The organism is Halocatena salina, from assembly GCF_023115355.1.
Taxonomy (GTDB): domain Archaea; phylum Halobacteriota; class Halobacteria; order Halobacteriales; family Haloarculaceae; genus Halocatena; species Halocatena salina.
This window is the reverse complement of the sequence record NZ_CP096023.1, coordinates 89,950-102,654: the sequence shown is the minus strand read 5'-3', so window position 1 is coordinate 102,654 and position 12,705 is coordinate 89,950. Positions and strand designations below refer to the sequence as shown.

Here is a 12,705-nt window from a genome sequence, read left to right as displayed (position 1 = left end):
ATCACGAGAACAAGCCAGGCTGTCATGTGATGATTCGTCGTCAGGCGTCGCATCTCCCATGTCGAAGACGAATGAATGCGCTATAACCGTCTGAGGCACGGTAAGGTGACCGACGAACGCCTCCGGTGCTATCCCGGCCGCTCTCCTATCTCTGGTGATGGCCGACAACAAAAAGAGCCGAGAGGAGCCGAATCTGTCCGAGTCGCCTGGCCAATAACACGTCTCTGGTGGGTGGTATTGATTCCTATTATTGTTACATAATTAATCACCCATCCTTCCACGGGTTGTAACGCTCAGTCAATCAGTTGGTGTGGATACCAGTCCTTTTGTCTTGTTAGCGTCTCTTTTCGGTATGTCCTTCTCTTCAACATCTCTGGCAGTTCAGGGCCTGGCGTCGACTCCAATGACTATTGGGATGCTCGTCGTTTTCGCCATCATTCTTCTCACGCTCGTTTTGTTTGTGACCGAATGGTTCCCGATTGACGTCACCGCCATCCTGGTGATGGTTTTGTTGATGGTTCTCGAGCCATGGACACAAATTTCTCCGCAGGAGGGAATCTCGGGATTTGCCAACCCGGCCACGATTACTGTGCTGGCCATGCTCATTCTGAGCACGGGAATCAACCGAACCGGCATCGTCCAGCTGATCGGCCAGAGGATGGCCGCGTTCGCCGGTACCGACCGGCGCAAGCAACTTGCCGCGACGATCGGAATCACCGGGCCGGTCTCAGGGGCCATCAACAATACACCGGTCGTCGCTATTCTGGTCCCAGTTATCAACGATCTCGCACATAACGGCAAGACTTCACCGTCGAAGCTGCTCATCCCGCTGTCGTTCGCCTCGATGCTTGGAGGAACGCTGACGCTCATCGGGACATCGACGAACATTCTCGCGAGCGATATCGCAGCCCAACTCGGTGCAGAGTCCCCCGGTCTCGGGTTGCACGCATTCGGAATGTTCGAGTTCACCAAGCTCGGGGTCGTTGTCTTCGCGGTCGGCGCCATCTATCTCATGACGATCGGCGTTCGATTACTTCCCGAGCGAGTTTCAGCCGACGAGGACCTCGTCGAGGAGTATGCCCTCCAGGAGTACCTCGCAGACGTCGTCGTCCCTGCGAATTCGTCGTTGATCGGGCAGCCTGTCGAGGAAGCGTTCGGTGATGATGACCTCGACATCGACGTGTTACAGCTGCTTCGAGACGGGGAGCGCTTCTCCAACCTGCTGGCGCGCAAGGAGATTCGCGAGAATGACACGCTCCGACTCAGAACGCACCGAGAGACGCTCGAACACATCATAGATGTGGAAGGACTCACGCTAGCGGGAGGTCCCCGAACCGAAGACGGCCTCCACCCGGACGAGGAGGAACCAGTCCTCGTCGAGGTTGTCATTCCGTCAGGGTCATTCCTCGTCGGCGAAACCCTCGCGAGTTCGACGTTCCGTCACCGCTACGACGCGAACGTCCTCGCCTTTCGAACCCGTGGTGACGTAGTCCAGGATCGATTCGAAGACATCCGTATTCGTGTCGGTGACACACTCCTCGTGCAGGCACCGCCCGATAGCCTCACTCGACTCGTCGAGAACGAGGACTTCATCGTTGCACACGAGTTCGACGAGGTGACCTATCGGACCGAGAAGATCCCGTTCGCGGTTGGTATCATTGCCGGCGTCGTCTCACTGCCAGCGTTAAACATCCTTCCGCTCGTCGTCTCGGCGTTAGCGGGGGTGGTGGCGATGGTCTTTACCGGCGTCCTCAAACCGACCGAACTCTATTCGTCAGTCGAGTGGAACGTAATCTTCCTCCTAGCAGGTGTTATCCCACTGGGAATTGCCCTGCAGCAGACGGGAGCTGCTGCGCTTCTCGGGAACGCCGTCGCCTCGACGGCAACATTCCTGCCAGCGATCGGCGTCCTGTGGGTGTTCTATCTCGCGACCGGCCTGTTGACGAGCGTCATCAGCAACAACGCGAGCGTCGTATTGATGATTCCCGTCGCTGCCAGCACTGCGCAGTCAATCGGAGCGAACGCGTTCGCGTTCGTGTTGGCCGTGACATTCGCAGCCTCAACCGCCTTCATGACACCCGTGGGCTACCAGACGAATCTCTTCGTTTACGGGCCCGGTGGATACACGTTTTCAGACTTCCTCCGCGTCGGCGCGCCGTTACAGTTGCTGCTGTCGGTCGTTACGGTCATCGGAATCGCGTTCTTCTGGGGCGTCCGTGTGTGATTCGAGCCCACCCGCCACGAGATTGTCTTCGAGACGTTGTTACCGCTCAGGAAAAAGCTCCGCGAAAAACTGGGTTGAACCGGTCGTCACCGCGCGGTGACAGTCGGTGTCTTAGACGTGGACGACGTTCATTGCGCGCGGGCCCTTCGGGGCTTGTTCGATGTCGAACTCGATATCCGGTTCCTCTTCGAGGTCAGCGCCGCCAACGTCTTCCATGTGGAAGAACACCTCGGCGTCCGCATCCTCGGTGGAAATGAAACCGTAGCCGGCAGAGTGCTTGAAGAAATCAACCGTATCCTTTGCCATTACAAACATACGTAGTCCCCAGTCACAGAATGCCCTTCCGAGGATCGCGATACCCCTACAATGTCAAACGGATGAGGGACGGACGAACTCGTTCGGAGCTGAGTACTGTGCGTTCCGTCGAATTGGTTCCTAAACACCAGACCATTTGGATATCACAGTATGTTTTCGCCAGCATGGGGACAGAGTAACCGAGTCACAGGTATTATCACCACTCGGGCTATCTAGGTATTCCATGCCAGTCAATAGCAAATCCGTTTCCGAGCCAACGCTATACGTGTGTCGTGACTGTGGGAACGGTATCGAAGACTCCGAGGACACGATCAGCTGTCCCCAATGTGGGGGCCGGTTGGTAAATAGTAGCGTTCCGCACGACGACTAAGAAGATTCGTCGACGACCACGTTCTTGGGAAAGAGTCCATGCTGCCGGACCCCCCAGTACGGACATCGACAATAACGAATACGAACGGACGTTTTCTCACTCATTTCAGGACCACCGCCATCATGCCCACCCCCGTAGGCGTCGGACGTTCATTGATTGACCCAGCCGTCCTCTTTGATGCATGGCCGGATTCCCAGACGAACGACAGCTCGTCGTCCGGGCACGCTCCCAGTTGGACCAATGGACGAAAAGTGCCCGGATAGAGGCGTACGCTGAACTGTTCGAAGGCAACGATCCGATTCTCTCCCCTGAAGAGGTATACCTCCTCGATGCGCTCAACTCCGAACTGGAGCGACAGGGCGGCGACGGTGTCTGGGGGACCGATCAGTACGGAATCCACACCGCTGGGACCACACGTTCGGACAGTTCGGTTGGAATCGTCTGTGTGTATCATCCGCAGATAACCAAGGAGGGTGCCTTGGGGCTTGTCCCCGAGGTACTTCACTGGGCTGTGTATCGCTCGCGGTTCTCCGCGATCGTCCGCACCGTCGAGCGCGAAATACCGAGTGAGCGCGCTAATTCGCGCTTGTTCGCGCCTTTATCGAGTTCATCGAGCACGACAACAGCCTTCTCGTAGTCGTCGTTCGGTGTGAGATACCCTTCGGATCCAACATCGAACCCAAACGGAGGCCGTCCGTGCCATTGTCCCTGCTCCTGCGCCGCAGCGATCCCTTCACGTACGTTCTCCCGTTTGATCTCCGCTTCCAGTTCGGTAAACGTCGCTGCAACCGTCAAGAACGCGCGTGTGTATGGCTCGGAGTCATTGGGATCAAGTGCAATTCCCATGTCGAGGATGTGCAGCCCAACGCTGTGCTCGTCGACGATGCGCTCAACGGTCGCAGAGAAATCCCGCACCGACCGAGAGATCCGAGACACCTCTGACGCGATCACCTGTGAGATCTCCCCGTCCTCGATCTCGGCTGGCTCCACTCCGAGGCGATCGGTGGCGTATTCGCTAGTGAGTTGACGCTGACGAGAAAGATCCTGATCGGCTGTCGAAACCCGACAATATTCTCGCCATGGCAGAAACGCACATGATAGCCGATGATAGAAGGGACGTGACGTAATCTCACTCTGGGCAGCAGTCTATCATCGTGAGACCTAGTGGGCCTTGTTTGGACGCAAGAACCTGAAGTCAGGCAGCTGGTTTTCTCATGCATATCATATGCTGAATATATATCCACAACTCAAATTTCACAGGGGACCGCACATGACGAATTGACCTACCTAGTTTCAGCTATCGAGACGATGGCGTGAGATACCTCGCGTACAACTGAAGTTCGACGCTGCGGCCAGCGACGATTGGCTGGCCGATCTGTCGACAGAGTTCATCTGCTGGCGAGTCGTCTCACCGGCGATGGTTTGCTCGGGACCGCAGATATCGAGACGCCGGACACAGCCATCATCGTCCGTCACTTCGACGACGCTCCGGAGGTGCGCTCGTCCGAGGCCGTACATACTGATGAGGAGACTGTGTTGATTCAGTACATAATCCCGAAACCGGAGTCGTACGACGCGCTTCGGGCGTCGGGAAACTTTCCGCGATTTCCCGCGCTCATGCGGGACGGGGGCTCCACACCGAACTGACGGCCTCACACGAGCGCTTGTCACAGTTCACCGACAGCTAGCGACAGCCGACATTCCGTGTGAAATCCTGTCGCTGACGCAATCTCCCGATCCGGTGGAACTGCTCACGGAGCGCCAACGGCAGTTCGTCACCGAAGCAATCGAGCGCGGCTACTACGACAGTCCCGCGGTTGTACGCTCACCGAGTTTGCAGGAGCGTTCGACGTCAACAAATCTGCTGCGAGCGGGATTCTTCACCGCGCCGAAGGCCGGATTATCAGGGAGTTTATGAAGGACTCGGCTGCATAAACAGATAGGAGAGTGAATCGGCCCAGTGGCTCCGACTTGGGTGAGGTGTTCATACCGTCTTCACTCAGCCAGTTACGATGAATCGACATCGGGAAGCGGATTTCGGTATCAAAGCCTGCTTGATGGTGTGAACGGTACACAGCAGGACGAGTTCGCGGCACCCATCGTAACCAGAGTCACAACATCACGACCGATATGTTTTAATCTTGCCACCTTGACGAATCTATGACATGGCTGAACTCTACCCACCGATAGAACCATACGACCAGGGAATGCTCGATGTCGGCGACGGAAACCGTGTGTATTGGGAGGTCTGTGGCAATCCGGACGGCAAGCCTGCCCTCGTCGTTCACGGTGGTCCGGATCGGGATGCACACCACGCCACCGTTAAGACTTCGATCCAGACCGATATCAGATAATTCTCTTCGACCAGCGAGGATGCGGGCGCAGCACACCACCCGCGAGCGATCCCGACACGTACATGGACTGTAACACCACGAACCATCTGCTCGCCGATATGGAACAGCTACGCGAGCACCTCGACATCGAACGCTGGTTGCTGTCCGGCGCTTCGTGGGGGTCCACGCTACTCCTTGCCTACGCCGAGCGATTCCCAGACCGGGTATCGGAAATCGTGATCTTCGGTGTCACCACCACTCGACAATCGGAGATTGACTGGCTCTACCGGGGCATGTCTCGATTCTTCCCAGAAGAGTGGGATCGGTTTCGATCCGGCGTACCTGATGCGGATAACGATGACATCGTTGCCGCCTACGTACGCCTCATGAACGATCCCGACCCAGAGGTACGGACCCGAGCTGCGAAGGAGTGGTGTGTATGGGAGGACACCATCATCTCTCAGGAGCCGAACGGGACGGCGAACGTCTACACCGGTCGTTCACTGGATGAGAAACTATCGCTCGTTCGTATCGCCTCACACTACTTTTCGAACGGTGCATGGCTGGAAGAGGGCGAACTGCTACGCAATGCCGACCGCCTAGCCGGTATCCCAGGTGTTCTCATTCACGGTCGCCTTGACCTGGCCGCCCCGCTCGATACTGCGTGGGAGCTTGACCGCGCTTGGCCCGATGCGGAACTAATCATTATCGATGACTCGGGTCACACCGGAAGCGACACGATGACCGAGCGCAAGCGCAGCGCGCTCGATACATTCGCCCGGCAGTAGTCGATAGCGGGTCCGGCGGGCTTGAAACTGAACAGTAAGTCCTTCTAACGAGTTCTGTACTGTCCGTCACTACTCGTATGGCCACTGATACAGGCCTAGATCGTTTTCCGACCCAGCGACTCAAAAACAGCAACGGTCGTGCTCCCAATAGGATAGAACGTGTCTGGAGCCACTAGGTGGGATTCTTAATATATCAAGGATCGGTACTGATGCTATGACAGCCTGCCCCATCCACAGCGCGGACTCGAAAGAGCAATTAACCATCAATCATTTATGAGAAGGAGTTTCCCACGGAAGTCCCCGTCTTCTGCTAGACGATGTGCGTCGGCAACCTCCTCAAAGCTGAAACGTTCATCGATGTGCGGTTCGACGACTCCATCATCGACGAGTGCAGCGATATCCGCGAGTTCCGCGCCGATACGTTCTTGCCGCTCGCCGAGGAGCACGGGAAGAATGACGAGCACGACCCCAAGTGAAAGCGAGTTGGCGTGCATGGGGGAGAGATCCTGCGTCGAGCTTGACTCAGTGGTCACCACAGTACCGTACGAGCGGACCGCATCGAAGGCCGTTTCAAGGTGATCGTCGCCGATGGGATCGAACACGACATCGAATCCGTCGCCGCTGGCGTGTTCGTCGACGTATGTCTCCACGTCCGTTGTAGTGTAGTCGACGATGGCGTCGGCCCCGAGGCTCGCAGCGAGCTCTCTCTTTTCCTCCGAAGAGGCTGTTGCAGTCACGTCCGCGCCGAATCAGTCCGCAAGTTGCACCCCGATATGGCCCACGCCACCGCTCGCTCCGTAGACAAGCACCCCGTCGCCGATGTTGACCGTTGTCTTGTCGGCAAGCATCTCCCATGCTGTGAGTGCAACGACCGGCAGCGCGGCGGCGTGTTCGAGCGGAAGTGACTCGGGGCATGAGCGAACGTGCCGGCATGGCCGACCACGGAGTCCGCGAGCGCGCCTTGGTGGCCCGCTCCGCCGGGCATCCCATATACCTCGTTGCCTACATCGAACTGGTCTACGTTCTCCCCGACGGCGTCGACGACACCCGAGACGTCACAGTGAAGGATCGCAGGAAAGTCGGGGGTAAAGCCGGATAGGCGTCCCTGACGGATCTTGTAGTCGACGGGATTTACACTGGAGGCAGTAACGTTAATACGGATCTCGTTCGCTTCAAGAGCGGGTATTTCGACAGTCGTTCGTGTGAAAACGTCCGGATCGCCGTACTCTTCGATCACGTGAGCGGTCGTTTCTGCCGGCATGCTGGGCCATAGTTTGGCCGCCAGTCTGGACATATGCAACGTTGTCGGCGAACGATGAATACCCGTGTTGAAGGTCCCAGCATGATTCAAGGTGGAGCCCCCGGCCGCACGGAGCGACCGGCGGGAGCGAGTAGGCCGGAGCGGATACCAACATGGGATTACGCAACCGCATGACGGTGCAACTCCACTCCCGAACGTTTACGTAACGTTGGGTAGCGATGCGGCGTAGTCGGTGACCTCCGAATGTTATGTCTAATATCAAAATAATATGACATGCGTGACGAGGCACTGTCCATACGACCTCCGCAGGAGTTCGTTCGTCGAGCGCTTGATCGGTCGTTGCCGGTTGTAATAGCGTCCCCTCAGCGTCCGACCGGGATGCCCGCGAGGCAGCGCTCGCCGTGTTGTCGGTCGTTCCTGACAAGAGCGAGGCGTCGGGGCCGAAACTCATCTACGAGGAGCACCAGCCTCTCCTCTGGGCCTTCGACTCCCGGTTCGGCGGGTCCATCGCCAGCTGGACGAGCGGTACCTCCGCCCTGCACTGGCGACCGACGCGCTCCGCCAGGAGGTCTCGCAGTTCGGGGTCGACACGGTGGTGATCGAGCCCGGCGTCGTCGCTACCGACTTCTACGACCGCGTGCTTTCGGATCGACGCCATCGACCACATGGGGGCAGACGCTGATCTCTATCGCGCGCTGGGCACCGTCGACACGATCGAGAAGGGAGGCCGGGGATCGATAGCCCGGATCGGGTAACCGACGTGATCCTGTGGGCAGCGACGGCCGACCGTCCGAATCCGGCCTACCGGGTCGGTCCCCTCGCCACGCTCAGTACCGCCGTCTCAAGCGTGGTGCGGGGTCGAGTGCGAGACCGAGCGTCCCGCGCCGGCGTCCGGATCATCAGCAGCGACCTAGTGCAGTGCTTCCTGAATCACGGTTCCCCGTCGTGAGTGTGGTTCGTTCAGGTGTCGATAACGTCCGCATCGGACGGGCTGTGGCCCCAAACTCCCGGACGAACCCGTCGAGCACGGACGGATCGTCGCTCCCGGGCAAGGGTTCCGTGGCCGTGCGACAATCGGTGGTGACGCCGAGTCGATCACAGACGTGATCGGCAACGATCTCAGCCATCCGTCGGTGAGTCGTGAGCTTCCCGCCGACGATGCTGGTGAACCCGGCAGTATCGTCTCGTTCTGCGTGATCGAGCAGCGTGAGCCCCCGTGAGATGGCGCGCTCGTCGTCCGTTTCTGCCGATGGGCCGTAGAGCGGTCTGACACCCCAGTAGGTTCGCAGTATCTGGACCGAGTCGATATCCGGAAGCATGGTTGCGCACTCTTCGAACACGAGATCGACCTCCCAGTCCGCCTTCGGGTAGTCGTCCGGGTCGGTGACCCCCTCGCTGGTTGTGCCGAGGATCACCCGCTCGTCGTGTGGAACGATGATGTCACCGTCCGCCGGGGGCCGACAGCGGTTCAACACCGTATCGAGTCCATCGTACTCTACCACAACCATCACACCCCGGCTTGGGCGCATATCGATGTCAACGCCAGCCAACCCGGCGACTTTCCCGGCCCACGCGCCGGTCGCATTGACGACGTGAGCAGCGTCGATCGTCTCCGTACTGCCGTCTTCGGGGCTGATGATTCCTCCCGTGACTCGGCCATCCGTGGTGCGGAGATCGGTGATGGGTGCTCGAGTAACGATTTCCGCACCGTGTTCACGGGCGCTCGCAGCGGTAGCCGCCGTGAGCCGCGAGGGATAGATCACACCGTCGGGAACCCGGACAGCGCGCTCTGCATCCGGAGCGAGTACCGGGACCGTTTCCCGGACTGTCTCGCTCGAGAGCACCTCGGTCTCGATGCCGTGTTCGCGGCACGCTTCGACTTTCTCCTCGAAGTACGCTCCGCTGTCGGCTGCGAGCTGGACGAACAATCCACCGGTGTCGGCAACGCAATCTCCGGCTATCTCCTTTAGGATTCGGTTCTCCCGGACACACGCCTCGGCACCAGCGGGATCGTCGGGCACGTAGCGCGCCCCGCTGTGAAGCAGACAGTGCGAGCGGCACCACGGGCCGCTCGAAAGCGCCCCCTCTTCGACGAGAGTCGTATCGAGTCCGCGCATTGCGAGATCGCGGGCGACGCCGGTCCCGGTTGCTCCACCGCCGATGACCAGTACGTCGGTCTCCAGTCCCATAACCGGTCTTCGGCGGTGGCTGTATCACTTCGTTGCCGATTCTACGACGCCCGTGAAGCGCCATCGACAGTGACTACCACACATCATGTGCTCGTCGAGCACAATGTCGGTGTCGAGGCTTCGTGAGCAGTCCGAACATCGTCTTTCATTAGCAGGATCATCGTTCACGTTGCTCTCGAGCGATACGCCTCTGGCCGTCTACCGGGCGGCTATACGATCGTCTCTGGATCCTCTTAGTAGATCGGACCCGAAGCAGTGCTCCACCCTCCCCGAATGCGGCGCTTCGGGAACACTGGTAACCAAAACACAAACCGATAGATGCGTGCGATCCGTGAGACGTACGCAGGCTCCGAACAGGACACCGAGATCGAGTGGTACTGCGACCTGGGCGAAAGCGGGATATTGACCTCGTGGCAGGAGTACCAATGCCTATGCGAGTACTCTGGAGTGAACCGAGTGTGGAAAATCGAGTAGCATGCCGAATGCGACCCTCTATTGGCACCACACTACAAATTCCAGGCTAGTTCTAGTGAGAGATCCATTTACAGAAATCCATCCTCCGAAGTAGGGGTGGCCGGGAATGGAATTTGCTATAGTGGCATACAATTTATTCATTGGGTGCATATTCTTTTGGTATCAACCGTTGGATATACAGACTGTGACGGTCTGTATACACACAATAACTATACGTAAGCTGTCTGTATCCCGCTACCAAGCGAACATGACCGACTCAGATTCACCCCCAACCGCAGCACGGCAGCTTCTTTTGGGAGAGAACGGGAGGACACGATCGTGAGCAACGAGGTCAGTACTACACTGAGCGTTCGGATCAGGCCGATGATCCGCTCGATTACCTGCGAGACGGCGATACCTTCACGGCAGGTACCCCGAGAGCAGCAGCGACGCCGCGCCGCGTGGTCTCCCCGTTGAGATAGTCGATCATTGCTGTGATTGCGGGTGCGAGCGCCGCCTTCCCGTGGCGCTCCATGAAGAGTGCAAGATCATCATCGACGCTGGTCGCACCAAAGACAGCGACGATAACAGGCCCAAGTTTGATGGAGGTTTCATCGGTCCAGATACCACTGACAGGTTCAGCACGCCAGAGGGATGACCTGTCTTTGTGCCCATCGAGTTCTTCCGTGACACCGAGCTCAGCCAGCGTGTTAGCGTACTTGTAGGCGGTACTCTTAGAGATATCTTGGCGGTCACGGACAGCAGTGATCGTCGTCGGAGAGTTGACTAATACATCCGTATAAATCCGTGCCAGCGCTGGCGTGTCTAGCAATTCCTGGACGACAAAGAACCGGGGGCTGCGGTGTCTGCATCCGGTGGGTCGGTAGGAGTCTGAGCATCAGACATAGTCCATAGTACGCGAACTATGGTCCAAAACATTTCGGCAGTTATGATGGATTGGTCGATCAACTACTATTGGTGACTAAGTCCAATGCTGGATATAAGCGTGGAATATGCCGGATCTGGACATAGAAGGCGGTGTGCTGTCTGTGGGATGGTTGATGCGATCCATGCCCGGCACGTAGTATAAAATAATCCAATTATCTAGTATTAGTTTATTTATATATTAAACAAAATAATCATCTTTCTTCTGGCGAAAGAGTTAGTATGCTATACATAGAACATAGATTGTGATGTCAGTTGACGATCGACGGCCAAATACTACCAATCCCGAAGGACCAATCGCAGACCTCCTTACCTACGCCGAGCTGCTGAACACGCCCAAGCTGGCACAGCTGTACATCTACACTCTCCGAAACGGACCGGTTGGCATTGAGACGATCAAAGCGGATCTTGATCTCCCCCACTCGACCACGTACAAATACGTCGGCAAACTCGAGGAGATGGATATCTTGACCCGTCACGAGGAGGAAACACCCACAACAGTGGGTGTTGATTCGATTCACCTCACGCTTGACACCCCTCAGGGTGAGGTACTCGTAACGCCCGCGCTCGTCGACGCCGTCGCCCGCCAACTCGAGACGGAGGATATCCGTGTGTTCGTCGAGCGCCAGGGAATCGCCAAACTCGCTGCGGCTCTGCACTACACCCGTCGGGTGAAAGACGGTGACCTTACCCAGCGGACGGCCGCGAACAAGCTCGGGGTCCACGCGATCGAGGGCATCACCGTGATCACGGCCCTCCAGGACGTGGTTGAGGCAGCCACGGCAGACGATCCCATTTTGGAGCTTGACGAGTAATGGTAGGACAGGAGCTGCCGAGTGACAGTATCGTCATCCTCGATAGTAGTGTGCTCATCGCCATGGGCGGTCCGTCTACGGATAAATACCAGGCCTTCGAGCGGGTTGTAACGCAGCGGGACATTTCCGTCCGGATTCCAACGCACGTGGCTGAAGAGCTCGGCGAGAGTCCGGAGACATACACATATCAGCGTGATCGGCTCCGTGCTGCACAGGATGCAGGGTGGCTCAAACGGGCTACCATCGATTTTTCGAATCCACGTGTGTCGGAGGTTATCGATCGAACGCGAAAGCGAATGCTGAACCTCTCTGCCGAGGACGTCACAGAAGACGAGATCGAGAAAACAGACACCGTTCTCACAGGCTTAGCCTATCAGTACGCGACCGAGCAGACGAGCCACGTCACTGTGTTAGTGAGCGACACGATCGCCGAACAAGCGATCGACGATGTGCTCTGTGCGATGGATGTTGGGAATGAGACGGCTGTCATCGAAGGGAGAGGATTTCTGGAAGGCCTCCTCAATAGTGGATTCGAGGAGAAAAATTAGTATCAATCAGATCTCTATGGGGCCCCAGTACTGCTTTTTCCATTCGCAATAGGTACTCCATATGTGATGCATCTCGAATCCTTCTAGCCGGATCCCGGCAGGGTAGCTTGCTGAAACTCGGGTCGCGGCTATTGGCCCTCCATCGCTGGGGCAATTTCCGTCCAATAGAACTGCTCAAGATCGTTCGTGATGCACTGGAATGTCATTGGCCTACAGAAACACTGAAAGTGGGTGAGATGTCTTCGGAACTCGTCGAAGAAGGGCGCTCGCTGCCTGTGGGATGGCAGAGATGCGGGTCATTTTCGGTACGTAGCACAAAACAGTCTAGATACTTAAGAGTTGGTATAGTCGGTTGTCCTGCTTCGACAACACAACAAACCGCTGTATCGGTCGGAATATGCTCTACAGGAATAAACTGCATACCACTGTATAGAAAGGGCCAGTTGCAAGCACTAGAGGTTCGG

Annotated in this window: 11 protein-coding genes and 3 pseudogenes; 8 read left to right on the top strand and 6 right to left on the bottom strand. The window is 57.4% G+C overall.

From position 1 onward, the window contains the following. Window positions 1-415 precede the first annotated feature (415 nt). The gene (locus MW046_RS19055) at window positions 416-2,224 is read left to right on the top strand and encodes an SLC13 family permease (RefSeq protein WP_247996010.1); all 1,809 of its coding nucleotides are present in this window, start codon (window positions 416-418) and stop codon (window positions 2,222-2,224) included. A gap of 111 nt (window positions 2,225-2,335) precedes the next feature. Here the strand turns inward: MW046_RS19055 and MW046_RS19050 are convergent, their stop codons facing one another. Beyond that, a complete protein-coding gene (locus MW046_RS19050; protein WP_247995901.1) occupies window positions 2,336-2,530 on the bottom strand; it encodes a cold-shock protein in 195 nt (64 codons plus the stop codon). Between the two features lie 232 nt (window positions 2,531-2,762). Here MW046_RS19050 and MW046_RS19045 point away from each other — a divergent pair, with 232 nt between their 5' ends. Together MW046_RS19045 and MW046_RS19040 are read left to right on the top strand one after the other, a co-directional pair. After that, window positions 2,763-2,909, top strand: coding sequence for a rubrerythrin-like domain-containing protein (locus MW046_RS19045; protein ID WP_247995900.1), 147 nt, complete (start codon window positions 2,763-2,765; stop codon window positions 2,907-2,909). 181 nt (window positions 2,910-3,090) lie between these two features. Continuing rightward, complete coding sequence (locus MW046_RS19040) at window positions 3,091-3,546, top strand: DUF7539 family protein (protein WP_247995899.1); 456 nt, start codon at window positions 3,091-3,093, stop codon at window positions 3,544-3,546. On the opposite strand, the pseudogene MW046_RS19035 reads toward MW046_RS19040, so the two are convergent. Continuing rightward, window positions 3,441-3,899, bottom strand: a pseudogene (locus MW046_RS19035) (recombinase family protein); the annotation flags it as partial. The gene MW046_RS19040 and the pseudogene MW046_RS19035 overlap by 106 nt on opposite strands. Before the next feature lie 372 nt (window positions 3,900-4,271). On the opposite strand from MW046_RS19035, the gene MW046_RS19030 reads away from it, so the two are divergent. From MW046_RS19030 to pip, 3 genes and pseudogenes are all read left to right on the top strand, one after another. Next, complete coding sequence (locus MW046_RS19030; protein ID WP_247995898.1) at window positions 4,272-4,556, top strand: hypothetical protein; 285 nt, start codon at window positions 4,272-4,274, stop codon at window positions 4,554-4,556. A gap of 94 nt (window positions 4,557-4,650) precedes the next feature. After that, entirely contained in the window at window positions 4,651-4,827 is a 177-nt protein-coding gene (locus MW046_RS19685; RefSeq protein ID WP_368411455.1) for a helix-turn-helix domain-containing protein, read from the top strand. A gap of 247 nt (window positions 4,828-5,074) precedes the next feature. Further along, window positions 5,075-6,030 (top strand): annotated as a pseudogene (gene pip, locus MW046_RS19025) (prolyl aminopeptidase). Window positions 6,031-6,293: 263 nt separating this feature from the next. Here the strand turns inward: pip and MW046_RS19020 are convergent. From MW046_RS19020 to MW046_RS19005, 4 genes and pseudogenes are all read right to left on the bottom strand, one after another. After that, window positions 6,294-7,291: pseudogene (locus MW046_RS19020) on the bottom strand (zinc-binding dehydrogenase). Window positions 7,292-7,653: 362 nt separating this feature from the next. Continuing rightward, window positions 7,654-7,833 carry a hypothetical protein gene (locus MW046_RS19015; protein ID WP_247995897.1) on the bottom strand — a complete coding sequence of 60 codons (180 nt, stop codon included), beginning with the start codon at window positions 7,831-7,833 and terminating at the stop codon, window positions 7,654-7,656. Window positions 7,834-8,190: 357 nt separating this feature from the next. Continuing rightward, a complete protein-coding gene (locus MW046_RS19010; RefSeq protein ID WP_368411454.1) occupies window positions 8,191-9,480 on the bottom strand; it encodes an FAD-dependent oxidoreductase in 1,290 nt (429 codons plus the stop codon). A gap of 850 nt (window positions 9,481-10,330) precedes the next feature. Continuing rightward, window positions 10,331-10,765 (bottom strand): DUF7437 domain-containing protein, encoded by a 435-nt coding sequence (locus MW046_RS19005; RefSeq protein WP_247995896.1) that lies wholly within the window; start codon window positions 10,763-10,765, stop codon window positions 10,331-10,333. Window positions 10,766-11,126: 361 nt separating this feature from the next. On the opposite strand from MW046_RS19005, the gene MW046_RS19000 reads away from it, so the two are divergent. After that, window positions 11,127-11,693, top strand: a complete 567-nt coding sequence (locus tag MW046_RS19000; RefSeq protein ID WP_247995895.1) for a DUF7437 domain-containing protein — start codon at window positions 11,127-11,129, stop codon at window positions 11,691-11,693. Beyond that, window positions 11,693-12,241 (top strand): PIN domain-containing protein, encoded by a 549-nt coding sequence (locus MW046_RS18995; protein WP_247995894.1) that lies wholly within the window; start codon window positions 11,693-11,695, stop codon window positions 12,239-12,241. Before MW046_RS19000 ends, MW046_RS18995 begins: the two co-directional genes overlap by 1 nt. Window positions 12,242-12,705: the final 464 nt, after the last annotated feature.